General features: G+C 65.4%; 15 protein-coding genes and 1 pseudogene. 14 read left to right on the forward strand and 2 right to left on the reverse strand.

Annotated elements, in window-relative coordinates:
* From PXJ20_RS28595 to PXJ20_RS28610, 4 genes and pseudogenes are all read left to right on the forward strand, one after another.
* A pseudogene (locus tag PXJ20_RS28595) lies at nt 1-338 on the forward strand (hypothetical protein); the annotation flags it as partial.
* Between the two features lie 218 nt (nt 339-556).
* Nucleotides 557-1,102 (forward strand): hypothetical protein, encoded by a 546-nt coding sequence (locus tag PXJ20_RS28600; RefSeq protein ID WP_421032087.1) that lies wholly within the window; start codon nt 557-559, stop codon nt 1,100-1,102.
* 23 nt (nt 1,103-1,125) lie between these two features.
* Entirely contained in the window at nt 1,126-1,830 is a 705-nt protein-coding gene (locus PXJ20_RS28605; RefSeq protein WP_277598416.1) for a C39 family peptidase, read from the forward strand.
* An 8-nt stretch (nt 1,831-1,838) separates the two neighbouring features.
* Nucleotides 1,839-2,636, forward strand: coding sequence for a hypothetical protein (locus tag PXJ20_RS28610; protein ID WP_152495045.1), 798 nt, complete (start codon nt 1,839-1,841; stop codon nt 2,634-2,636).
* Between the two features lie 70 nt (nt 2,637-2,706).
* On the opposite strand, the gene PXJ20_RS28615 is transcribed toward PXJ20_RS28610, so the two are convergent.
* On the reverse strand, nt 2,707-4,161 hold the full coding sequence (locus tag PXJ20_RS28615; protein ID WP_413215100.1) for an acetate kinase: 1,455 nt from the start codon (nt 4,159-4,161) through the stop codon (nt 2,707-2,709).
* Nucleotides 4,162-4,684: 523 nt separating this feature from the next.
* Between PXJ20_RS28615 and PXJ20_RS28620 the strand changes: the two genes are divergently transcribed.
* The 6 genes from PXJ20_RS28620 to PXJ20_RS28645 all read left to right on the forward strand — a co-directional run bounded on the left by PXJ20_RS28620 (nt 4,685) and on the right by PXJ20_RS28645 (nt 15,889).
* Nucleotides 4,685-9,559: an NAD-glutamate dehydrogenase gene (locus PXJ20_RS28620; RefSeq protein ID WP_421032088.1), complete on the forward strand. Its 4,875-nt coding sequence runs from the start codon at nt 4,685-4,687 to the stop codon at nt 9,557-9,559.
* 144 nt (nt 9,560-9,703) lie between these two features.
* Nucleotides 9,704-10,795, forward strand: coding sequence for a selenide, water dikinase SelD (selD, locus tag PXJ20_RS28625; protein WP_421032089.1), 1,092 nt, complete (start codon nt 9,704-9,706; stop codon nt 10,793-10,795).
* A 540-nt stretch (nt 10,796-11,335) separates the two neighbouring features.
* Complete coding sequence (locus tag PXJ20_RS28630; protein ID WP_421032090.1) at nt 11,336-13,075, forward strand: pyrroloquinoline quinone-dependent dehydrogenase; 1,740 nt, start codon at nt 11,336-11,338, stop codon at nt 13,073-13,075.
* A 177-nt stretch (nt 13,076-13,252) separates the two neighbouring features.
* On the forward strand, nt 13,253-13,813 hold the full coding sequence (locus tag PXJ20_RS28635; protein ID WP_421032654.1) for a c-type cytochrome: 561 nt from the start codon (nt 13,253-13,255) through the stop codon (nt 13,811-13,813).
* An 87-nt stretch (nt 13,814-13,900) separates the two neighbouring features.
* On the forward strand, nt 13,901-14,545 hold the full coding sequence (locus PXJ20_RS28640) for an ankyrin repeat domain-containing protein (protein ID WP_421032091.1): 645 nt from the start codon (nt 13,901-13,903) through the stop codon (nt 14,543-14,545).
* A 270-nt stretch (nt 14,546-14,815) separates the two neighbouring features.
* The gene (locus PXJ20_RS28645; RefSeq protein ID WP_421032092.1) at nt 14,816-15,889 is read left to right on the forward strand and encodes a purine-nucleoside phosphorylase; all 1,074 of its coding nucleotides are present in this window, start codon (nt 14,816-14,818) and stop codon (nt 15,887-15,889) included.
* Nucleotides 15,890-15,951: 62 nt separating this feature from the next.
* Here PXJ20_RS28645 and PXJ20_RS28650 read toward each other — a convergent pair whose 3' ends face one another.
* Nucleotides 15,952-16,956, reverse strand: a complete 1,005-nt coding sequence (locus PXJ20_RS28650) for a LysR family transcriptional regulator (protein WP_017775408.1) — start codon at nt 16,954-16,956, stop codon at nt 15,952-15,954.
* 173 nt (nt 16,957-17,129) lie between these two features.
* Between PXJ20_RS28650 and PXJ20_RS28655 the strand changes: the two genes are divergently transcribed.
* From PXJ20_RS28655 to PXJ20_RS28670, 4 genes are all read left to right on the forward strand, one after another.
* Nucleotides 17,130-18,026 carry an alpha/beta hydrolase gene (locus PXJ20_RS28655; protein ID WP_421032093.1) on the forward strand — a complete coding sequence of 299 codons (897 nt, stop codon included), beginning with the start codon at nt 17,130-17,132 and terminating at the stop codon, nt 18,024-18,026.
* Nucleotides 18,027-18,125: 99 nt separating this feature from the next.
* Nucleotides 18,126-19,436 (forward strand): efflux RND transporter periplasmic adaptor subunit, encoded by a 1,311-nt coding sequence (locus tag PXJ20_RS28660; RefSeq protein WP_413215096.1) that lies wholly within the window; start codon nt 18,126-18,128, stop codon nt 19,434-19,436.
* 91 nt (nt 19,437-19,527) lie between these two features.
* Nucleotides 19,528-22,713, forward strand: coding sequence for an efflux RND transporter permease subunit (locus tag PXJ20_RS28665; RefSeq protein ID WP_413215095.1), 3,186 nt, complete (start codon nt 19,528-19,530; stop codon nt 22,711-22,713).
* A gap of 49 nt (nt 22,714-22,762) precedes the next feature.
* Complete coding sequence (locus tag PXJ20_RS28670; protein ID WP_421032655.1) at nt 22,763-24,286, forward strand: efflux transporter outer membrane subunit; 1,524 nt, start codon at nt 22,763-22,765, stop codon at nt 24,284-24,286.
* Nucleotides 24,287-24,360: the final 74 nt, after the last annotated feature.

Consider the following 24,360-nt stretch of genomic DNA (forward strand, 5'->3'; position numbering starts at 1 on the left):
GCGGCACGGGCACCGGCGGCAGCGCGACGAACGGCGGCGCATCCACCACGGCGAGCAACGGCAGCGCAACGGCCGGCAACGGCGCAGTGGGCGCGATGGGCGGTGCAGGCGGCGCGGGCGGCACCGGCAACGGTGGCGTGGGCAATGGCGCAGCGGGCGGCACGGGCGGCAATGGCGGAACCATTGCTGTGAGCGCTGGCACGTTCGACATGTCCAACGCGATGTCGAGCGTCGGCCAGTCGGCAGCGGGCATCATGATCGCGAACCAGAACAGCGGCGCGGCATCGCTCGTGCAACAGGCTGTGACGGTGCAGGCCAACCTGACGGTCGGCCGTTGAGCGCTCAGCAACGTAAGCAGTCAGCGTAAGCAGTCAGTCGTGCGATTTGCCGCAAGGCGCGCAGTCTGCGCCTTGCGGCGGTCGCTCCGCCGCCCTGTGCTTCGCGTCGGGCCTCGTTGGCTCGTCACGCGCGTGGCGCACGGCAGGCATCGCAGACAACCTGTCCTGCGTGCCTTGCATCCGGCCGCATGCAGGACTGCAGGACGAGGGAGACCACCATGCAAGCGCAAAAACGGTTTGCGCAGCTGGTATTGCCTGTTGTGTTGGTGCTGCCCGGCTTCGCCGTTCACGCCGCCGATGCTCCGGCAACGGGAACGGGCGTAGCCATGGAGGCTGCCCAGGCTGCCCAGGCGAGGGCAGAGCCTGGAAGAAGTGCAGCGAGCAGTGCAGCGTCGCAGCCGGGCGCAGTTGCTGCAGCGCCTGTTGTCACCGCGGCAACCACAACGCCCACGGCGTCCCCAGCACCGCTCGCAGCAGCAACCACAACGCCCGCGGCGTCCCCAGCACCGCCCGATGCCCAGTTCGGCGTGGCGCTCGACGCAAGCCAGCTCGACACCCAGCGCGGCGGCGACGTGATGGTCGGCCAGAACAATCTGACCGGCACGGTTGCGGACAACACCGCCTACAAGGTCGTAACGGGTTCGAACTCGATCAGCGACGGCTCGTTCTCGAACTCGAGCGGGCTGCCCACGGTGATCCAGAACACCGGCGCCAACGTGCTGATCCAGAACGCCACTGTCTTGAACGTGCGCTTCGGGAATTGAATGCAATCGAGTGCAGGCGAGCCATGAACCGCAACGCAGCGAGGAAGATCGTTTTTGCATGCGCCGCGCTGGCGGCCGGCATGATCGTGCAGGCCGCCTCGGCCGACCCGATCAACATCTCCGACCCGCGCGGCGGCTATTACGGCATGCACGTGACGAGCCTCAAGGAGGCCCGCTTCAAGCGCACCGTGAAGCAGCAATTCGACTTCAGCTGCGGCTCGGCCGCGGTCGCCACGCTGCTGACTTACCAGTACGACTATCCGGTGACGGAGCAGCAGGCGTTCATCGAAATGTACGAGCACGGCAACCAGGAGAAGATCCGCAGGGAGGGTTTTTCTCTGCTCGACATCCGCAATTTCCTGATGGCGCACGGCTTCCAGGCGGACGGCTACGAAGTGCCGCTCTCGAAGCTCGAAGAGACGAAGACGCCCGCCATCGTGCTGATCGTCGAGCACGGTTACCACCACTTCGTCGTGGTGAAGGGCATGCGCAATGGCCGCGTGCTGATCGGCGATCCGGCCACCGGCACGCGCGCCATTTCGCAGGAAACCTTCGAAGAGAGATGGCAGGACCACGTGGTGTTCGTCATCCACAACCGGCCTGAGCCGCCCAGGTTCAACGACGCCAGCGACTGGCACGTTGCGCCGCAAGCGCCGCTCTACGTGGGCATACCGCGCGACAGCCTGTTTCAGGTGGTCGTGCCGAAGCTCGGTCCGGGCGAATTCTGAGAACCGCGATGAAACATAGACCTCTGAAACTCGCTTGCATCGTGGCGCTGGCGTACGGCGGACTCGTGCCGCCGGTGGTCGATGCGGTGGACGGCGATGTGCCCTCCGTCGCGACAGGCAGCATCGACGAAGACGGTGTGGCGATGTATTCGTCCGCTACTGGAGCGGGCGCGGACGGCATGCAGACCGCAGCATCGGGTCAGGCCGGCGAGGAAGTGGCCGCGCCCATTCCGACAGAAGCGCCCGTGGTGAGCGAACTGGGCGACAACGCCTACGATGCGAACGTGGCGAATGTCGCGACCGTTGCGACCGTCGCGAAAGACAAAGGCGCGCGCGTGGCGGCCGTAGACGCGCCAGCGCCGTCCACCGCGAGTGACCCCAACTGGCCGGCAACCCAGACCACAGCGCTCAGCGAGCAACGCCTCGACACCCTGCGCGGCGGCTTCGACACGTCGCAAGGTCTCAAGGTGTCGTTCGGCATTTCGCGCGCGGTCTATGTGAACGGCAACCTCGTCACGCAGACGAGCTTCAACATTCCCGACGTGGGCGCGATGACGGCGCAGCAGGCTCAGGCCATGCTGGCATCGGGCGGCGCGAGCACGCTTGTGCAGAACGGGCGCGGCAACGCGGTGCAGCCGGGCGCGCTGCCGCCAGGCGCAATGGCCATTCAGAACACGTTGAACAACCAGCAGATCCAGGCGCTCACGTCGATCAACACGTCGGTGAATTCGCTCGCCTCGTACAAGGTCGCCAATCTCATCTCGTCCATCAATGCGGCGCTCGCCGCCACCGTGCGTCCCCGTTAGGAGCGCGCGGCGGCAGCGCATGGGTTGAAGCGCCCGCGCAAGGCACGGGCATTCGGAGCGTTCAGCGCGTTCAGAACGACATGGGCACGCGCAGCGTGAGCGTGAGGTCCGGCGTGTCGCGCGTGAGCCCGGCGCCTATCGAGAAGTTAAGCGTCGTCTTCGGCGAGAGCCGGTACGAGTAGCCGATCAACAGGGTGCCCAGCACCACGCGCACCGAGCCCGGCACGGTCTGGCCGTTCTGCGACGTGGGCAGCACGATGCTCTGGTCGTAGCCGATGCTCACCGACGCCTTCTCGTTCAGCGCAAGCCCCATGCCGATATTGAAGCCCCAGATGTCGCCCGGCTGAACCTTGCCGAGGAACTGCGTGGCGCCGTTGCGCAGCGTGAGCGTTTCGTCCTTGCCGAAGCTGTGCAGGTAGCTGAAGTTGCCGAAGAACACCACGGGGTCCGTCGGGAAGAGCCACGTGAGGCCAGGCTGGATCGCATAGAAGCCGGAGCCCGTGGGTTGCTCGAGCGGCAGGCCCGTACCCGTCGTGTTCGAAATGCAGGTCGTCACGCAGTCGGTCACCACGTCGAACGGGCTCTTGCCGGTGGCCGACTTGAAGCGCAGCCAGCCGATGTAATAGAACTTGTCCGGGCCGCCCTGGTTGAGCTGGTAGCGCAACGTCATTTCCACGTCGCCGAGGCCATGACCGTTGCTGCTGATCACGCTGTTCGAAGCGGCGCCCGTGAAGATCTGCCGGCCCACCGTATCGTTGGTCTGATACACGTAGGGCACGCGAACTTCCAGTTCCATCCGGTTCGTGAGGCCATAGCGCACGGCCACGCCGCCTGTGAGCGTGGTCGTCTTCACTTCGCTCACGTTGATGAGCCCGATCAGCAGCGCCGGAATGATCGTGTAGCCCACCAGCGAAAGCTGGTTCTGCGACGAATAGGCGAACTGGAAGTACGGCTCCACGACGAACGAGTGACGCGGCGTGAGCACGCCGGGCTGCTCGAAGATGGGCGCGACGGCGGGCGGCCGCGTATCGGCGACGGGGGCCTGGCCGACAGGCTGGTTCGGCGCGGGTGTGGAGGGCGGCGCGTTGCCGGCGGGGGCGGCCTGGGCGCTCTGCACGGCTGGCCCCGGGGCAGCCGTGGTGCCGCCTGTGGTGCTGCTCGCGGTGTTACCCGCGTTGCCATCCGAGGTGCCATCCGCGTTGCCAAGCGGCTGACCGTTCACGTCGGTGCCGCCCGTGCCGCGCGCTGTCTCCAGCTTGCCGGTGTCGAGCGCACGGCTCAGGCGCGCGAAGTTCGCCTCTTCGTCGGCGAGCTTGTGCTTGAGGGTTTCAAGTTCCTGGATGCGTTTGTCCAGCTCCTGGCGCAGCGCGCTGATACTCGCGCGCTCGTCCGCCTGGGCCGCTTGAGCGGCTTGCGTTTCGAGCGATTGCGAATGCGCGCTCGCCGCAAACAGCAGCAGTGTGGCGCACGCAATGGCGTTCGCGCGCACACCTTGAGGAAATCGACGAAATGGCCTGCTCCTCATGGCTCTGTCTCCATGACTGGGCGTGTTACCCCCGGGACATTTCGCTAGCAGGCCGGCGTCTTTCGACGAAACCGCGCGTCTGAAAGACGTCGGGCATGAACCGGAGTGCACGGTGCACTGCAATGCATGAGCGCAATGCAGCATCGCCGCGCCCGCTTCCGGTCATGCATGCGCAGGCATCGGCGTTCATGCCGTGCCGGCGCTATGTGTCTGGTTTGGGTGAAACAGGCAGCGTTCCGTCGAAGCCTTCGAACGACGGCTCGCCGGACCTCCAAAGAGTAATGCACGTGTATGGCGTTGCCACTGCGGCGAACCCTGGAAACCACGCCGATATGCGGGCTGCCGCACGTTCGGCGTGTAACAGATCGTGACCGTGGCGCAGCGCGCAAGCGGAGTGCACGCCCGTGCATCTCCAGTGCATGAGCACCGCCGCGCCGCCTGCACTGTCCTCGCTTTTTCATGGTCGTGGCGCATAATGCGCTCTGACAATGCAGGCGATGCTCACCCGCTGGCGGAGGACATCATGCAGGCGAAGACCGAAGAAGCCGTGGCGCACCGGCTCAACGATGTCGTCGAATTCGCGCGGGGGCGCCTTCCCGAAGCGGCGTTCAACGTGGTGGAACCGTTCCTGCGGCACTACTACGATTTCGGCGATGCGGACGACCTGCAAAGCCGCAGCATCGCAGACCTCTACGGCGCCGCCATGGCGCACTGGCAGACGGCGCAGCGCTTCGTCTCAGGCGGCGAACGGCTGCGCGTCTACAACCCCATTCTCGAGCAGCACGGCTGGCACTCGGACCACACGGTGGTCGAGATCGTCAACGACGACATGCCGTTTCTCGTGGACTCCGTTTCGATGGCCGTGAACCGGCTGGGTCTTGCACTGCATTCGGTGCTGCATCCGGTGTTTCGCATCTGGCGTGCTGAAGCGGGTGCAAAAGAAGGAGAGGCCGGCGCCATCGTTCGCGTATGCCCCGGCAGCGAGGGCGGCAGCGGGCATTCGCTGCTGGCGTCGTTCATTCATTTCGAGGTGGACCGTTGTGGCGATGCGGCAAAACTCGACGCATTGCGCCACGACATTACGCGCGTGCTGGGCGACGTGCGGGCCGCGGTGGAAGACTGGCCGCGCATGATCGAAACGGCACGGGCCACCATCAAGGAGATGAAAGCTCACGAGACCACGCCCGAAGGTGTGGAGGCGCGCGCGTTTGTCGAATGGATGGTGGCGGACCACTTCACGTTTCTCGGCCAGCGCGACTACGAACTGGTCGAGCACGACGGCGGCCTTGCGCTGCGCGGCGTGCCGGGCTCGGGGCTCGGCATTCTGCGCGAGGGCTTGCGCCAGCCGGGCGCGTCCGACGTCACGCTGCTGCCGCCCGCGGCTGCGGAGATCGTCAACGGCGCCTGGCCCATCTTTCTCACGAAGGCCAATTCGCGTGCCACGGTGCACCGGCCGGGCTATCTCGATTACGTCGGCGTGAAGCTCGCGGGCGCGGACGGCACGGTGAAGGGCGAGCGCCGCTTCATCGGGCTCTATACGTCCACGGCTTATTTCGGCTCCAGCGCGGACATTCCTATCGTGCGCCGCAAGTGCGCCCATATCGTGCAGCGCGCCGGCTTCCTGCCGAAAGGGCATCTCGCGAAGTCGCTCGTGACCGTGCTCGAAACCTGGCCGCGCGACGAGCTGTTCCAGACCGACGAAGACTCGCTCTACGACATGGCGCTCGGCGTGCTGCGTTTGCAGGAACATCAGCGCACGCGGCTATTCGTGCGGCGCGACCGTTTCGACCGCTTCGTCTCGTGCCTCGTGTTCGTGCCGCGCGACAAGTACAACACCGACTGGCGGCGCCGTGTGGCGAAGCTGCTCATGGGTGCGTTCAACGGCGAGAGCGTCGAGTTCACGCCGCTGCTCTCCGAATCGACGCTCGCGCGCATTCACTTCGTCGTGCATGCCGCGCCCGGCGCCATGCCTGAAGTCGATACGCGCGAGCTGGAAGCGCGCGTCGTGCTCGCCACGCGCCGCTGGCAGGACGACCTCGCCGACGCCTTGCTCGACGCCTTCGGCGAAGAGCAGGGCAACCGCCTGCTACTGCGTTACGGCGATTCGTTTCCGGCGGGCTATCGCGACGACTACGCCGCGCGCACGGCGGTGCGCGACATCGAGTTGATCGAACGCGTGCAGGGCACGGACCGTCTCGCGATGAATCTCTACCGGCCCATTGAATCGGGGCCGCGCGCGTTCCGCTTCAAGGTGTATCGCGCGGGGCCGCCTATCGCGCTGTCGCGCAGTCTGCCGATGCTCGAACATCTGGGCGTGCGCGTGGACGAAGAGCGTCCGTATCTGATCGAGGCACAAGGCGTGACGCCCGCGTGGATTCACGACTTCGGACTTGAGCTGGCCGACGAGATGGAGTTCGACATCGAGCGCGTGAAAGACCTCTTCGAAGAAGCCTTCGAGCAGGTATGGACCGCCGTCATCGAAGACGACAACTTCAACCGGCTTGTCTTGCGCGCCCATCTGGCCGCGCGCGAAGTGACGATTTTGCGGGCCTATGCGAAGTATCTGCGCCAGGTGGGCTCCACCTTCAGCGACGCCTACATCGAACGTGCGCTCACGGGTAATCCGCAGATTGCACGCGCGCTGGTCGAACTGTTCTGCGCGCGCTTCGATCCGGCGCTGGGCGAGGCGCACGGCAGCCTGCGTGGCGAGCGCATCGCGTATCTGCAAAAAGCCATTGAAGGCGCGCTCGACAAGGTGCCCAATCTCGACGAAGACCGCATTCTTCGCCAGTTCCTCGGCGTCATCAACGCGACGCAGCGCACCAACTACTATCAACGCGACGCCGAAGGGCGGACCAGGCCCGCGCTCTCGTTCAAGTTCGATCCGCGCGAGGTGCCGGGGCTGCCCGAACCGAAGCCCATGTTCGAGATCTGGGTGTATTCGCCGCGCGTGGAAGGCGTGCATCTGCGAGGCGGACGTGTGGCGCGCGGCGGCCTGCGCTGGTCCGATCGCCGCGAAGATTTCCGCACCGAAGTGCTGGGCCTCATGAAGGCGCAGATGGTGAAGAACGTGGTGATCGTGCCGGTGGGATCGAAGGGCGGCTTCGTCGTGAAGAACCCGCCGCCCGCGAGCGAGCGCGAAGCGTGGCTCAAGGAAGGCGTGGCGTGCTACCAGACCTTCCTGCGCGGCCTGCTCGATCTCACGGACAACCGCGCGGGCGGCGCCATCGTGCCACCGCTCGACGTGGTGCGGCACGATCCCGACGACCCCTACCTCGTGGTAGCCGCCGACAAGGGCACGGCCACGTTTTCCGACTACGCGAACGCCATTTCGCGCGAATACGGCTTCTGGCTCGACGATGCGTTTGCCTCGGGCGGATCGGTGGGCTACGACCACAAGAAGATGGCCATCACGGCGCGCGGCGCCTGGGAGTCGGTGAAGCGCCATTTCCGCGAAATGGGCGTCGATACGCAGACCACGCCGTTCACGGTGGTGGGCATCGGTGACATGTCGGGCGACGTGTTCGGCAACGGCATGCTGCTCTCGCCGTTCATTCGCCTCGTGGCAGCGTTCGATCACCGGCACATCTTTCTCGATCCGAATCCGGACCCTGCCGTGAGCATCGCCGAACGCGGGCGCATCTTCGCGCTCGAACGGTCGAGCTGGGCCGACTACGACCCGGCGCTCATCTCCGCGGGCGGCGGCGTGTTCCCACGCACGGCCAAGACGATCCCGATCTCGCAGCCCGTGCAGGCAGCGCTCGGCATCAGCGCGACGGCACTCGCGCCCAGCGAGCTGATTCGCGCCATCCTGATGGCGCCTGTCGATCTGCTCTATAACGGCGGCATCGGGACCTATGTGAAGGCCACGCGCGAAACGCATGCCCAGGCCGGCGACCGCACCAACGACGCCGTGCGCGTGAACGGTGCCGACCTGCGCTGCAAGGTGGTGGGCGAGGGCGGCAATCTCGGTTTCACGCAGCTGGGCCGCATCGAGTTCGCGCAGCGCGGCGGCCGCATCAATACCGATGCCATCGACAACTCGGCCGGTGTGGATTGTTCGGATCACGAAGTGAACATCAAGATTCTGCTGGGCCTCGTGGTGGCGGACGGCGAGATGACCGACAAGCAGCGCAACGCGTTGCTCGCGGAAATGACCGACGAGGTTGCGCTGCTCGTGCTGCACGACAACTACTATCAGACCCAGGCGCTTTCCATCGCGGGCCGCTATGGCGTGCCGCTCTTCGATGCCGAGGTGCGTTTCATGCGGGCGCTGGAACGCATCGGGCGACTCAATCGCGCCATCGAATTTCTGCCGAACGACGAGGAGATTGCAGAGCGCGAAGCGGCGAAGCAGGGCCTCACCACGCCGGAACGTGCAGTGCTGCTCGCCTACAGCAAGATGTGGCTCTACGACGAACTGCTCGAGTCCGACGTGCCCGAAGATCCGCTCGTGGCCGACATGCTCGTCGACTACTTCCCGAAGCCATTGCAACGCCGCTACAGCGCGCTGATGCAGCAGCATCCGCTGCGCCGCGAAATACTTGCGACGCACCTCACCAACGCGCTCGTGAATCGCGTGGGCTGCGAATTCGTGTACCGGCTCGTGGAAGAGACCGATGCGAAGCCCGCCGAGATCGTGCGGGCCTGCGTGATGGCGCGCGACGTGTTCGAACTCGACGAGGTATGGCGCGCCATCGACGCGCTCGACAATCGCGTGCCCGACGATCTGCAGGCGCGCATGTTCGTGGAGGTGGTGCTGCTGCTCGAACGCGCGGCGCTGTGGTTCCTGCGCCAACTGCAGGCGGGCGCCGCGGGCGAAGGCGGGATGGCGGAGCTGCTCGCGCGCTGCCGCGAGGCCGCGCAGACGCTCGCGCCGCAATGGCCTCGGCTGCTTCCCGCGGCGGACCTCGAAGCGTTGTCGGAGCGTCAACGCGTGTTGGTGGATGCGGGCGTGGACAGCGAACTCGCCGTGCGCGTGGTGAGCGGCGAGATATCGGCCGCGTTGCTCGATATCGCGGAAGTGGCGGCAACGTCGGGACGTCCGCTCGAATGGGTGGCGGGCGTGTACTTCACGCTGGGCACGCTGCTCAACTATGGCTGGATTGGCGAGCGCGCGGCCGCGCTGCCCACGCCGACGCATTGGGACATGCTGGCGCGGGCCGCAGCGCTCGCCGAGTTCGCGCGGCTCAAGCGCGCGCTGACCGCGAGTGCGCTCACCGAAGGCCACGCCCACGACGATACGGCGGCCGATCTCGTGCAAAGCTGGCAGGGGCGCCGCGAAGCGCCGCTCGACCACTACGGCCGGCTGCTTGCCGATTTGCGCGCGACGGGCGGCGCAAGCCTTTCGATGCTGCTCGTGGTGGTGCGGGCGATGGCGACGCTGGAGCGGGCGTGAGGATGCTGGCGACGACGGAGTGACCTGGGAGCGGGACAGGCCCAGGACGCCCCGCGCGGCGATTGGCGATAATAGCGGCTGCGCCGCGTTCAAACGCGCTTTTCCATGCACCGCGATCCAACGCCTTCGCCGGCGATGCCCGTCATGACTGAACCGACCCATCCGACCTCTTCCGTTTCGAGCGACACGTCCGCGCCCGCCGTGCCGCGCCTCACCAGCCTCTCGCATGGCGGCGGCTGCGGCTGCAAGATCGCGCCGGGCGTGCTGTCGTCGCTGCTCAAGCGCGTCGCGCCGCTGCCGGCGTTTCCCGATCTGCTCGTCGGCACGGAAACGGCCGACGACGCTGCCGTCTACCGTCTCAACGACGAGCAGGCCATCGTCGCGACCACCGACTTCTTCATGCCCATCGTCGACGACCCTTACGACTTCGGGCGTATCGCGGCGACCAATGCGCTCTCGGACGTCTACGCCATGGGCGGCAAGCCTATCCTCGCGCTCGCCATCGTCGGCATGCCGATCAACGTGTTGCCGCACGACGTGATTGCGGCCGTGCTGCGCGGTGGCGAGGACGTCTGCACGCAGGCCGGCATTCCCGTGGCGGGCGGTCATTCCATCGATTCGGTCGAGCCCATCTACGGCCTCGTGGCGCTGGGCGTGGTGCATCCGTCGCGCGTGAAGCGCAATGCCGCAGCCCAGGCGGGGGACGTGCTCATTCTCGGCAAACCGCTAGGCGTGGGCGTGCTCTCGGCCGCGCTGAAAAAGAACCAGCTCGACGCGGCGGGCTACGCCGCCATGATCGCGGCCACCACGAAGCTCAACCGCCCCGGCACTCAACTGGCCGCGTTGCCCGGCGTACATGCGCTCACCGACGTCACCGGCTTTGGCCTGCTCGGTCACACGCTGGAACTGGCGCGCGGCGCGGGGCTTACGGCACGCGTGCGCTATGCGGATCTGCCGTGGCTCGCCGGCGTGGAGGCGTTCGTGCGCGAAGGCATCTTCACTGGCGCGTCGGGACGCAACTGGGCGTCTTATGGAGAAGAGGTGCACCTTGCCGATAACCTGCCCGACGTGGCCCGCACGCTGCTTACCGACCCGCAGACGTCGGGCGGGCTGCTCGTCTCCTGCGCGCCGGAAGCGGTGAACGAAGTGCTGGCCATCTTCAACGCGGACGGGTTCGAGCGCGCGGCCGTGATCGGCGAGATGAAGGAAGGTGCGGCCCGGGTAGAAGTAGTTTGATGGAGCGGTACTGAATTGCGCTGTGCCCGGGCGGCGCAATTCATTCAGTGGTGCATGGCACGTCGATTCTCTTTTTGCGATCTGCCTGATCGTCCCCACGCGGCAGCGCTTTGCTGCAACGCCGAACGTGTCGGCTCGAGACGCTGCAACGGCGTTTCGCGAGGCGCCTCGTCGCCCCCGGTCCATCGAGACCGGAACATTCGAACGGGACATCGCGCAGCGGCATTCCCGCCTTTAGCGCGCCTTAATCTCCCGCCGAAAAACCCGTATTAATACTGCCTGAAAAACCCTGGAAAACCGCAATAGGCTCGCCTACGCTTGAGGGAGCCCTCCCTCTGGCCGGACGTCCGGCCAGCATTCCTGGGATAGCTTAATTCTGCAAGCGCAGTCGCTCCGCCCGCTCGAAAGAACCCATGGTTGGAAACGGATCTTCAGTTTGAGAGGGATGCGCCATTCCGTATCCGGCAATCATTCCATTGCGCGGTGATTGCCGCATTCGCATGACGAATACCTCGATAAGTCATGAGAGAGGAGACCTTCATGCATACGATCCATCACTCGTCATTTGTCTGCGCGTCACTGGTCGCGCTGACGCTAACGTTCGGGGCCGCGCCCACGTGGGCCGCTCAGGAAGTGGAAAGCGAAGCGACCACCACGGCGTCGCCCATGCCGCCCGTGCTGTCGCCCGTCACGCAGCAGCAGCTCGATGCCGCAGCGGGCAATGCCGCCGACTGGCTTCACGCAAACGGCTCGTATGCGCAGACGCGCTTCTATCCCGGCACGCAGATCAACCGCACCAACGTCGCGAAGCTGAAGCCCGTGTTCATCTTTCAGACTGCAGTGAACGAGTCGATGGAGACGGCGCCCATCGTTTCGCACGGCATCATGTTCATCACCACGTCGTTCAATCACGTCTATGCGGTGGATGCCGTGAGCGGCAAGGAGTACTGGCATTACAAGCACAAGATGGGACCGGTCACGACGTTCTGCTGCGGACCGAACAACCGCGGCGTGGCCATTGCCGGCGACCGGCTGTTCATGGGCACGCTGGATTCGAAGCTCGTCGCGCTGGATGCGAAAACGGGCAAGCTGCTCTGGGAAAGCCAGATCGCAGACCCTGAACAGGGCTATTCGGAAACCATGGCGCCCACCGTGGTGGAAGACAAGGTGCTGATCGGCACGAACGGCGGCGAGTACGGTATTCGCGGTTTCGTGAAGGCGTTCGATGTCGCGAGCGGCCAGTTGCTCTGGACGTTCTACACGATTCCGGATTCGGGCCAGGAAGGCGTGTGGGCAACGAAGGACGCCACGGGCCGCGACATGAAGCGCGACATCGATGCCGAAAAGAAGCAGCTCGCTGAAAAAGGCGGCGACTTCTACAAGACGCTGGGCGGCGGTGTCTGGATGACGCCCGCCATCGACCGCGCCTCGCGCACGGTGTTCTTCGTGGTGGGCAACCCGTCGCCGGACCTCTACGGTGCGATCCGCCCGGGCGACAACCTCTATACCGATTCGCTCGTGGCGATCGACCTCGATACCGGCAAATACAAGTGGCACTACCAGTACATCGCACATGACGTCTGGGACCTCGACGCCGTGAGCCCACCCATTCTCGTCAACGTGCGCGACGAAAACGGCCGCATGATTCCAGGCGTGATTCACGGCGGCAAGACGGGGCACGTCTATGTGCACGATCGCGCTACGGGCCGATTGATCCGCTTCTCCGACGCGATGATCCCGCAGGAGAACATGTGGACGCTGCCCACGGCCGAAGGCGCGCGCATGTTGCCTGGTGCGAACGGCGGCGTGGAGTGGTCGCCCATGGCGTTCGACCCGAAGACGCGGCTCGCGTATGCGGCGAACCTGCATCAGCCCATGACGTATCAGGTGGAAGACGCCGCCTATCCGGGAGGCAGCAAGCTCTGGCTGGGCGGCGCGTTCAAGACGATTGCGGCCGAACAGCAATGGGGCAAGCTCTCGGCCGTCAACATCGATACGGGCAAGGTGGCGTGGGACTACAAGACCGAGCAGCCGTTGATCGGGGGTGTGCTGGCGACGGCGGGCGGTCTCGTGTTCAACGGCGAGGGGAACGGCCTCTTCCGCGCATTCGATGCATCGACCGGCAAGAAGCTCTGGGAATTCCAGTGCGGCGCGGGTGTGAACGCGCCGGCCGTGTCGTACACGATTCACGGCAAGCAGTACGTGGCCGTGGCAGCGGGCGGCAATACGCAGCTCGATTTCAAGCGCGGCAACACCGTGCTTGTGTTTGCGTTGCCCTGACGCGATGCGGCCATGGTTCAGCCGATCTCGCCGAAGGCCGCTTTGGACCGTTGCAGCGCGCGTCGCCACCTGGTGCGGGCGCTGCGTGCCGCCTATGCGGCATGTGCCGCATGCCGCGTCTATCTGCGATACGCATTGCGACGCCGATTATCTGTCCGTGACGCGGCCATAGCGGGTGTGCTGGCGTGTATCAACGCGGCCGTCTTGCCTTGCCTCGCACACGCCGACGCGGCCGCCGGCGAAGCGAAGGCGCAAGTATGCGTGGCTTGTCACGGCCCGCTCGGCAATTCGACGAATCCCGACTATCCGATCCTCGCGGGGCAGACGGCGCGTTATCTCTATCTGCAATTGAAGGACTTCAAGGAGGGACGCCGCAGCGATCCGCGCATGAGTCCGGTCGCGGCGACGCTTTCGAAAGAGGACATGCAGGACCTCGCCGCCTACTTCGCTGCGCAAAAGCCGGTGCCGGTGACCGTGAAGGCCGACGCCGCGAGCATCGATGCGGGCCGCCAGAAAGCGGCGCAGGTGCTGTGCACGATGTGCCACCTCGGCGGCTTTCTCGGCCAGAACGAGATTCCACGCGTGGCGGGACAACACCCTCAGTACATCGTCAAGCAGTTGCAGGACTTCCGGTCGCACACGCGCACCAACGATGCGGGCAACATGGCGAGCGTGTCGCGCGGCCTCAGCGACGACGATATCCGCAACCTCGCCGCGTATATCGCCAATCTTCAGTGATGCAGATGATGTTTCATCAAGCGTTGTTCGGGAGGGAAGCGTTGGCCAACGAAAGGGGACTTCACGATGAAGCGAACCGCGATATGGATGACGCGCACATTGCTCGGCAGCATGCTGGGCGCAGCGGCCTATGCGACCGCTGCCGGCGATGCCGTGAACCAGCAGTTACTCGCGGCCGCTCGCAGCAGCGACGAGGCCGCCGTTCGCGCGGCGCTGGACGAAGGCGCCGCCGTGGATTCGCGCAACCGTATCGGCGACACGGCGCTCATCACGGCGAGCAAGAAGGGCCTCGCCGGCATGGCGCGTACGCTCGTCGAGCACGGCGCGAACGTGCGGCAGGCCGATGTGCAGGGCGTCACGCCGCTCATGGCGGCGTCGTATGGCGGCTATGAAGAGATCGTTCGACTGCTGCTCGCGCACGGGGCAGACCCGGCCGCCACCGACCGCGTCGGCAAGACGGCGATGGAATACGCTGCAGGGCAGGGACACACGGCTGTCGTGACACTGCTGCTCGATACCGGGATGGACGTGAATCGCCTCTACAAGAACGACCTTACCGCGTTGATGTGGGCCGCGGGCTACGACCGCGCCGATACCGTGAAGCTGCTGCTTGCCCGCGGCGCCGACCGCATGCTGCGCGACAATCGCGGCCTCACCGCAGGGGACATCGCGAAGCAAACCGGGTCGAGCCGTGCCGCGGCACTGCTCTCGGGCGCAGCGGCCACGCCCTAGCGGCCGCGAGCCACCAGGGGCGTGCCACGAACCACGATGCATCACGACGGATCACGACGCATCGCGATGCCCCGTCACGCGCCGCGAACACGCGGCTACGCACGCGAAAAAGCACTTCGAAACAGAATTTCGTGCCCCTATACTGGGTGGCGCCTGACGAGCCGCAGCCGCAGTCATTGCGGCTGTCGCCGTTGCGCTCGTGAATCGCACGAGCTGCCACGACGGCATGCCTCCCTCCCGCCGTACGACACCCACAAGGAAGACACGAACATGATGACTCGTACATTGAGCGCCGTTGCCGCGCTCTCGCTGGTTGCCTGTGCCGCCGTTTCCACCGTGCCGGCCAACGCCGAGGATGCAAGCAGCTTCGCGCAGGGGGCCGGCGAAGGCCAGGGCCGTCACGTGAAGGTGATGATCATCTCGATGTTCGGGCCCGAAGGCCAGGTGTGGCTCGATCGCCTGGGGCCGTGGCAGGACATCAAGGTGGCCGGGCTCTCGCCCGACTATCCCGCCGTTCACTGCAACAAACAGGACGTCTGCGTGATGACGACGGGCATGGGCCACGCCAATGCGGCGGCGTCCATCATGGCGCTCGCATTCTCGCCGCGCTTCGATTTGCGACACACGTACTTCATGGTGGCGGGCATTGCGGGCATCGATCCGGCGCAGGGCACGCTCGGCTCGGCGGCATGGGCGAAGTATCTGGTCGACTTCGGCATTCAGTGGGAAATCGACGGACGCGAAATTCCGTCGGGCTGGAACACCGGTTATCTCGGCATCAACACGAAGAGCCCGAGCGACAAGCCGCCGCTCGACTACCGCACGGAAGTCTTCCAGCTCAATACGAAGCTGACCGATGCGGCGTTCGCGCTGTCACGCAATGTCACGCTCTCCGACAACGCCCAGGCGCAGGCCGCGCGCGCCAAATACGGATACGCCCCCGCGAACCAGCCGCCCACGGTGGTTCAGTGCGATACGTTGGCGGGCGACACGTGGTGGTCGGGCACGCTGCTCGGCGAGCGTGCGCGCGACTGGACGAAGATTCTCACGGACGGCAAGGGCGTCTATTGCACGACGCAGCAGGAAGACAACGCAACGTACGAAGCGCTCACGCGCGCGGCCGCGGTGGGCCGCGTGGACCTCAACCGCGTGGCGGTGCTGCGTGCGGGATCGGACTTCGACCGGCCCTATGCGGGCCAGTCGAGTGCGGACAATCTGTTGAACTACGCGGCGCAGGGCGGTTTTTCGATTGCCATCGAGAACCTCTACCGCGCCGGCAATCCGCTCGTGCAGGACATCGCGACGCACTGGGCGGAATGGCGCGAAGGCGTGCCGGGCCGCTGAGGTGCTCAGCCTTTCAGCACAAGGCCCGGCATGGTGCCGTGCCTGTACCGCTCAGGTCGCGTTCAGGCCACCCACTCCGTCACAACCGGCGTATCGATATCCGGGTTGGACTCGCGCTCTTCGAAGGTGCGCTTCGAGCAGGTCTTGTCGAGCGCCGCGCGGCCCGAGAGCAGCGGGCAACGGTCGAACACTTCGGCAATCCAGTCCACGAACACGCGCACTTTCGGCGAAAGATGCCGCGAGTGCGGGTAGACCACCGAAATAGGCATGGGCAGCGGCTTTTCGTCGGGCAGCACTTCGACGAGTTCGCCTGATTTCAGATACGGCAGCACCTGGTAGCGCGCCGGCTGGATGAGACCGAAGCCTTCGAGTCCGCAGGTCACGTAGGCGTCGGCGTCGTTCACCGAAACCGCAGCCTGCATCTTCACCTCGATTTCCTTGCCCTCCACGAGGAAGGCCCAATCCATCACACGGCCCGTGCGACTCGAGAAGTAATTGACCGCGCGATGCTGCTCGAGGTCTTCGAGCGACTTCGGCATACCGTGACGCTGGATGTACGCGGGCGCCGCACACGTCACGCCTTCGAAGAGGCCAATGCGGCGCGCGACGAGCGACGAGTCCTGCAACGCGCCCACGCGAATCACGCAGTCCACGCCTTCCTGAAGCAGATCGACGGGACGGTCCGTGAGGCCGAGTTGCAGATCGATGTCCGGGTAGCGCGAACGAAATTCGCACAGCGACGGAATGACGAGCAGGCGTCCGATGGAACCCGGCATGTCGATGCGCAGCTTGCCGTGCGGTTTCTTGCTGCCGTTCTGGAACGCCGCTTCGGTTTCCTCCACGTCCGCGAGAATGCGCACGCAGCGCTCGTAGTACGCCGCGCCGTCCGGCGTGAGCGAGAGGCGCCGCGTCGTGCGATGCATGAGACGGGTGCCGAGAAACGCTTCGAGGTTCTGGATGATGGTCGTGACCGAGGCGCGGGGCATGTCCAGCGTTTCTGCTGCGCGCGTGAAGCTGTTCGTGTCGACCACCCGAGTGAATACCTGCATGGCCTGAAGCCGGTCCATTGCGATTCTCCAAAAGGGGGCGGGCGTTCCACTGTTTGGGCAGACACGTGTCTGCAAAACGATTGTTCAGTGCCGCCGAATTGTGTTGCCGGATTATAGGCATTTATTTGCAAGTCTGCCGAACCCACAATTCGCCCCGTTCGATACTAATTTCGCGCATTGCGCGCTTCGCCATGGATGCATTCAAATCGTCGTTCCCGTTTGCCCCGTCGGGCTTTGCGCCCTCGGGGGACCGCACGGCGCACGAGACGGACGCGGACCTGGACGGCGCACCGGCCGGGCCCGCGCTGGCGGTCTCGGACATGACGATCGACGGCTACGCGCAGCCCATCGTATTGCGCCTTTATCGGCCGGTGAAAGCGAACGGATTGCCGGTATTGCTGTATTTCCATGGCGGCGGTTTTGTGCGCGGATCATTGGAAGAAGCGGACCACGCCGCGCGTTATTTCGCAGAGCACTTACCGGCACTCGTGGTTTCGGTGGGTTATTCGCTTGCGCCGCAATTCCCGTTTCCGGCCGCACCCGAAGACGCTCACCGTGCTGCGCTCTGGGTGCAGTCGCACGCACGTTCGTTCGGCGGCAACGCCCGGCGGCTTGGCGTGGCGGGGCACGACGCGGGCGGACAGATTGCCAACGTCGTCGCGTTGATCGGCCGTGACCGCGCCGACGTGCGGTTCGACGCCCAGGCGCTCTTTGCACCGATGCTGGACCCGAGTCTCACGCGGCTCGGCGACGAGCGGCGCCTGAGTTCGGACATCACGGCGAGCGAATGCGCAGCCTGTTATCGCGCGTATCTGCCGCAGGCTTCGCAGCGCATGCATCCGTATGCGGCGCCGCTGGAATGTACGCGGCTCGCCGGTTTGCCCGCCACGCTCATCGTGACGGCGCAGAACGACGTGCTGCACATCGAGGCCGAGAAGTACGCGAGCCGCCTGATCGACGCGGGCGTGCGCACCCAGGTGGTGCGTTTCCCGAGCGTCTCGCACGCGGCCATTGGCGGTTATCCGGCCGCCTTGCAGGAAGCCGTGCGCTTTTTTCAGTGGCAGTTCGACTCACGCACGCTCGCGTAAGCACCGCACGCGACGACGTAGCAGAACCGCTCGCTGAACGAATGCACGCGAACGACCCACCGAATACGAATTGAAACGACCATCGCATTGGAGCCCACTATGTCTGTCTTTCCGTTGTCTCGCCCCCGAATCATCGTTGCAGTGGTTGCCCTTGTGGTCGTTGCCGGACTCGGCACGGTCGGCGCCATGCGCGTGAATGCCAATGCGCCGGCCCAGTCGCAGGCGGCCATGGCGCCCGAAGTCGACGTAGCCAATGTGCTGGAACGCAGCATCGTCGACTGGCAGTCGTACTCCGGCCGGCTCGAAGCCATCGAGAAGGTGGACATTCGCCCGCAGGTGTCGGGCACCATCGTGTCGGTCAACTTCAAGGACGGCGCGCTCGTGAAGAAGGGCGACACGCTGTTCGTGATCGACCCGCGTCCGTATCAGGCCGAAGTGGATCGCGCCGCCGCGCAGCTCGCCGCGGCGCAGGCGGGAGCCGGCTATGCGCAGAGCGATTGGGAACGCGCACAGCGTCTTATCACGGACAACGCCATCGCGAAGCGCGACTACGACCAGAAGCAGAACGCCGCGCGCGAGGCGAGTGCGAACCTGAAGGCCGCGCAGGCGGCGCTGGAAGCGGCGCAGATCAATCTGGGCTACACGCGCATCGTGGCGCCCGTGTCCGGTCGCGTGTCGCGCGCGGAAATCACGCTGGGCAACGTGGTGTCGGCCGGCGCCAATGCGGCTCCGCTGACCACGCTCGTTTCGGTGTCGCCCATCTATGCCTCGTTCGATGCAGACGAGCAGACGTATCTCGACTACATCAGCCACGTGAAGGACGGCACGAAGGTGCCGGTGGATCTCGGCCTCGCCAACGAATCGGGCTACTCGCGCACGGGCACGATCGAGTCCGTGGATAACCGGCTCGATACGTCGTCGGGCACGATCCGCGTGCGCGCGCGTTTCGACAACGCAGACGGCACGCTGTTGCCTGGCCTCTACGCGCGCATCAAGGTGAGTGGCAGCGCGCCGCACCCGGCGCTGCTTATCGACGACGCCGCGATCGGCACCGACCAGGACAAGAAGTTCGTCTTCGTCGTGGACAGCGCCAATCACGTCGCGTACCGCGAAGTGCAGCTGGGCGGCCAGCAGGGCAACCTGCGCGTCATTACGGGCGGCCTCAAGAAGGGCGAGCGCATCGTGGTGAACGGCACGCAGCGCGTGCGGCCCGGTGAGGAGGTGCGAGCCCACATGGTGCCCATGACGGGCGATGGCGACCCGAACAGCGCACCTCTTGCAGGCACGGCCGGCGCGCAAGGCAAGCCGGTCAAGCAGTCGTCGCAAAGCGAAGCCCAGGCGCAGCCGCGTGCAGACCAGGGCAACGCGGCCAATTCGGCCGACGCGACGAAGCAGGCGAAAAACTCATGACGTTCGCGATGCCAACACATAGCAGGCGCGAGCAGGACGTCGCCCGCGTCGCCCGCATCGCACACACGCTCTCCTTTATTCAGAGCCACCCATGAACATATCGAAATTCTTCATCGACCGGCCCATCTTCGCGGGTGTGCTGTCGGTCGTGATTCTGCTGGCCGGCGTGATCGCGCTGTTCCAGCTGCCCATTTCCGAGTATCCCGAGGTCGTGCCGCCGTCGGTCGTGGTGCACGCGCAGTATCCGGGCGCGAACCCGAAGGTGATCGCGGAAACGGTGGCCTCGCCGCTCGAAGAGCAGATCAACGGTGTCGAGAACATGCTGTACATGCAGTCGCAGGCCAACAGCGACGGCAACATGACGCTCACGGTCACGTTCCGTCTGGGCACCGATCCGGACAAGGCCACGCAGCTCGTGCAGAACCGCGTGAACCAGGCGTTGCCGCGGCTGCCCGAAGACGTGCAGCGGCTCGGCATCACGACCATCAAGAGCTCGCCTACGCTCACGATGGTGGTGCACCTGATCTCGCCGAACGATCAGTACGACATGACGTATCTGCGCAATTACGCGCTGCTCAACGTCAAAGACCGGCTCGCGCGCATTCAGGGTGTGGGCGAAGTGCAGCTGTGGGGCGCGGGCGACTATGCGATGCGCGTGTGGCTCGATCCGCAGAAGGTGGCGCAGCGCGGGCTCACGGCGAACGACGTGGTGAACGCCATTCGCGAGCAGAACGTGCAGGTGGCGGCCGGTGTGATCGGTGCGTCTCCCACGCTGCCCGGCACGCCGTTGCAGCTTTCGGTCAACGCGCGAGGTCGCCTGACGACCGTGAAGGAATTCGGCGACATCGTCGTGAAGACCGCGCCGGACGGTGGCGTCACGTATCTGCGCGACATCGCGCGTATCGAGCTGGGTGCGTCCGAATACGGCCTGCGTTCGCTGCTCGACAACAAGTCGGCGGTGGCGCTTGCCATCAACCAGGCACCGGGCGCGAATTCGCTCGCCATCTCGGACCAGGTGCGTGCCGCGATGAAGGAGCTCAAGCAGGACTTCCCGGCCGGCGTGGACTACAAGATCGTCTATGACCCTACGCAGTTCGTGCGTTCGAGTATCGAGGCGGTGGTGCACACGCTGCTCGAAGCCATCGCGCTGGTGGTGATCGTGGTGATCGTGTTCCTGCAGACGTGGCGTGCGTCGATCATTCCGCTCATTGCCGTGCCGGTTTCGATCGTGGGCACGTTCTCGCTGCTGCTGGCGTTCGGCTTTTCGATCAATGCGCTCTCGCTGTTCGGGATGGTGCTCGCCATCGGTATCGTGGTGGACGACGCCATCGTGGTGGTGGAGAACGTGGAGCGCAACATCGAGCGCGGGCTGAGTGCGCGCGACGCCACGTATCGCGCCATGCAGGAAGTGAGCGGGCCGATCATCGCAATTGCGCTCACGCTGGTGGCCGTGTTCGTGCCGCTCGCGTTCATGACGGGTCTCACGGGCCAGTTCTACAAGCAGTTTGCGATGACCATCGCCATTTCCACGGTGATCTCGGCGTTCAACTCGCTCACGCTTTCGCCGGCGCTTTCGGCACTGCTGCTGCGCAGCCACGGCGCGAAGGAAGACTGGCTCACGCGCGTCATGAACCGCGTGCTGGGCGGCTTCTTCCGCGGCTTCAACAAGGTGTTCCATCGCGGCGCGGAGAACTACAGCCGCGGCGTGAACGGCGTGCTCAAACGCAAGGGCGCGATGCTCGCGGTCTATGCGGTGCTGCTCGGCGCGACGGTGTTTGTTACGCACATCGTGCCGGGCGGCTTCGTGCCCGCGCAGGACAAGGAATACCTCGTGGCGTTTGCGCAGTTGCCGAACGGCGCGTCGCTGGATCGCACGGAGAATGTGATTCGCGAGATGAGCGACATTTCGCTGAAGCAGCCTGGCGTGGAAAGTGCCGTGGCGTTCCCCGGTCTTTCGGTGAACGGCTTCACGAACAGTTCGAGCGCGGGCATCGTGTTCGTCACGCTCAAGCCGTTTAGCGAACGCAAGGGCAAGGCGCTCTCGGCGGGTGCCATTGCGGGCGCGCTCAACCAGAAGTTCGCGGGCATCAAGGGTTCGTTCGTGGCCGTGTTCCCGCCGCCGCCGGTGCTGGGTCTCGGTACGCTGGGCGGCTTCAAGATGCAGCTGGAAGACCACGGCGCGGTGGGCTACGAAGAACTCGCGAAGGCGACGCAGGACTTCATCAAGAAGGCGTCGGCTACGCCTGAGCTGGGCCCGACGTTCTCGAGCTACCAGATCAACGTGCCGCAGTTGAACGTGGACCTGGATCGCGTGAAGGCGAAGCAACTCGGCGTGCCAGTGACGGATGTGTTCGACACCATGCAGATCTATCTGGGCTCGCTGTACGTGAACGACTTCAACGAGTTCGGCCGCGTGTACCAGGTGCGTGTGCAGGCGGATGCGCCGTTCCGTCAGCGTGCAGACGACATCCTGCAACTGAAGACGCGTAACAACGCGGGCGAAATGGTGCCGCTGTCGTCGCTCGTCACCGTGTCGCCCACGTATGGCCCCGAAATGGTGGTGCGCTACAACGGCTACACCGCCGCCGACATCAACGGCGGCCCGGCGCCTGGCTTCTCGTCGGGTCAGGCTCAGGAAGCGGCGGAACGCATTGCTGCCGAAACGCTGCCGCGCGGCGTGAAGTTCGAATGGACGGACCTCACGTATCAGCAGATTCTCGCGGGCAACTCGGGCATCTGGGTGTTCCCGATCAGCGTGCTGTTGGTGTTCCTCGTGCTGGCCGCGCTCTATGAAAGCCTCACGCTGCCGCTCGCGGTGATCCTGATCGTGCCGATGAGCGTGCTGTCCGCGCTCACGGGCGTGTGGCTCACGCAGGGCGACAACAACATCTTCACGCAGATCGGCTTGATGGTGCTGGTGGGACTCGCATCGAAGAACGCCATTCTGATCGTGGAGTTCGCACGCGAGCTGGAGCACGACGGACACTCGCCGCTTTCCGCGGCTATCGAAGCGAGCCGCATGCGGCTGCGCCCGATCCTGATGACGTCCATCGCGTTCATCATGGGTGTGGTGCCGCTCGTCCTTTCTTCGGGCGCGGGTTCGGAAATGCGCCATGCCATGGGTATCGCGGTGTTTTTCGGGATGCTCGGTGTGACGCTGTTCGGCCTGATGCTGACGCCGGTGTTCTACGTGGTGCTGCGCATGCTGGCAGGCGGCACGATCCACGTGGCGCAGAAGGACTCGCCGCGCAGCTCTGCGCTGCCCGCGATGGATTGAGGAGAACCTGATAATGAGAAATCGTGGATTCACAGGCGGCGCCGCGCGCATGCAAGGGTTTGGCAGGCTGGGTTGGGTCGCGGTCAGCGGCCTCCTGGTCGCGCTGCTCGCCGCATGTTCGGTAGAGCCGACCTATCACCGCCCGGACGCGGCAGCGCCCGCGGCGTTCAAGGAAGCGCCGATCGCTGCTCAGGATGCCGGCACGTGGAAGGCCGCCCAGCCTTCCGACGCGGCCCACCGCGGCGAGTGGTGGAGCGTGTTTGGCGACGCGACGCTGAACCAGCTGGAAGAGCAGGCTGCGGCCGCGAACCAGGATCTGAAAGCGGCGGCTGCGCGCGTGCAGCAGGCGCGTGCCGTGACGCGGTCCGCGCGCTCGGCGTGGTTCCCGTCGCTCGATGCCGGCTTCGGTCCCACGCGCGAACGGCTCTCGCCCGCTTCGCAGTTCCTGCCCGACGACCGGAATGTGCCCACGCAGACGCTGTGGCGCGCGCAGGGCACGGTTTCGTATGAGGCGGATCTGTTCGGTCGCGTGAGCTCCAACGTGAACGCGGCGCGCGCGGATGCGCAGCAGAGCGAGGCGTTGTTCCGCTCCGTGCAGCTCGCGTTGCAGGCCGACGTCGCGCAGAACTACTTCCAGCTGCGCCAGTTCGATTCGCAGGTCGATCTGTTCCGGCGCACGGTGGCGCTGCGTCAGGATGCGCTCAGGCTTGCAGAGCGCCGCTTCAAGGAAGGCGACATCAGCGAACTCGACGTTTCGCAGGCACGCAACGAACTGGCAACGGCCCAGGCCGATGCGGTGGGCGTGGCGCGTCAGCGCGCGGCGTCGGAACATGGCCTCGCGATCTTGCTCGGCAAGGCACCGGCGGACTTTTCGTTCCCCGAAACACCGCTTGCGCCCGTGGCCGTGCGCGTTCCGCCGGGCTTGCCGTCCGCGCTGCTCGAACGCCGGCCCGACATTGCCGCCGCCGAACGCGCAATGGCCGCTGCGAACGCGCGCGTGGGGCTCGCGAAGTCCGCGTTCTTCCCGCAGCTCGACATCACGGGTTCGTTCGGCTACGAGTCCGCGACGCTGGGCGATCTGTTCAAATGGTCCACGCGGACCTTCCTGCTGGGGCCGTTCGCGGGCACGGCGCTCACGCTGCCGATCTTCGACGGCGGGCGCCGTCAGGCCGGTCTCGACCAGGCCCGCGCGAGGTACGACGAACAGGTCGCGCAATACCGCGAGCAGGTGCTCGTAGCGTTCCGCGAGGTGGAGGACAACCTGTCCGACCTGCGCTTGCTGGACGACCAGATGAAGGCGCAAAACGATGCGGTGAATGCGTCGCAGCGGGCTGCGCATCTGTCGCGCACGCAGTACGAGGAAGGGCAGGTCAGCTACCTCAACGTGATCGACAGTGAGCGCTCGGTGCTGGTCTCGCAGTTGCAGGCAAGCCAGCTTCAGGGCGTGCAGGCCGTGGCGACCGTCAACCTGATCCGTGCGCTGGGCGGCGGTTGGGGCGACGACACGAAGACGGGCAGCGCTTCGCCGCAGCAAGGCTCGACACAAGACGCACAGCAGGTGGCAAAGCGCTGAGCCCGCTGAGTCGTGACGAGCGTCGGAAAGGAAGTCAGCAGGGGGCCGTGCACGTCGATAGCCGACGTGCACGG

This window comes from Paraburkholderia sp. A1RI_3L, from assembly GCF_048957895.1.
GTDB classification, from domain to species: domain Bacteria; phylum Pseudomonadota; class Gammaproteobacteria; order Burkholderiales; family Burkholderiaceae; genus Paraburkholderia; species Paraburkholderia kururiensis.

Coding starts and splice junctions, on each gene's coding strand:
- PXJ20_RS28600 (WP_421032087.1), top strand. CDS start 557: ATGCAAGCGCAAAAACGGTTTGCGCAGCTGGTATTGCCTGTTGTGTTG.
- PXJ20_RS28605 (WP_277598416.1), top strand. CDS start 1,126: ATGAACCGCAACGCAGCGAGGAAGATCGTTTTTGCATGCGCCGCGCTG.
- PXJ20_RS28610 (WP_152495045.1), top strand. CDS start 1,839: ATGAAACATAGACCTCTGAAACTCGCTTGCATCGTGGCGCTGGCGTAC.
- PXJ20_RS28615 (WP_413215100.1), bottom strand. CDS start 4,161: ATGAGGAGCAGGCCATTTCGTCGATTTCCTCAAGGTGTGCGCGCGAAC.
- PXJ20_RS28620 (WP_421032088.1), top strand. CDS start 4,685: ATGCAGGCGAAGACCGAAGAAGCCGTGGCGCACCGGCTCAACGATGTC.
- selD (WP_421032089.1), top strand. CDS start 9,704: ATGACTGAACCGACCCATCCGACCTCTTCCGTTTCGAGCGACACGTCC.
- PXJ20_RS28630 (WP_421032090.1), top strand. CDS start 11,336: ATGCATACGATCCATCACTCGTCATTTGTCTGCGCGTCACTGGTCGCG.
- PXJ20_RS28640 (WP_421032091.1), top strand. CDS start 13,901: ATGACGCGCACATTGCTCGGCAGCATGCTGGGCGCAGCGGCCTATGCG.
- PXJ20_RS28645 (WP_421032092.1), top strand. CDS start 14,816: ATGATGACTCGTACATTGAGCGCCGTTGCCGCGCTCTCGCTGGTTGCC.
- PXJ20_RS28650 (WP_017775408.1), bottom strand. CDS start 16,956: ATGGACCGGCTTCAGGCCATGCAGGTATTCACTCGGGTGGTCGACACG.
- PXJ20_RS28655 (WP_421032093.1), top strand. CDS start 17,130: ATGGATGCATTCAAATCGTCGTTCCCGTTTGCCCCGTCGGGCTTTGCG.
- PXJ20_RS28660 (WP_413215096.1), top strand. CDS start 18,126: ATGTCTGTCTTTCCGTTGTCTCGCCCCCGAATCATCGTTGCAGTGGTT.
- PXJ20_RS28665 (WP_413215095.1), top strand. CDS start 19,528: ATGAACATATCGAAATTCTTCATCGACCGGCCCATCTTCGCGGGTGTG.
- PXJ20_RS28670 (WP_421032655.1), top strand. CDS start 22,763: ATGCAAGGGTTTGGCAGGCTGGGTTGGGTCGCGGTCAGCGGCCTCCTG.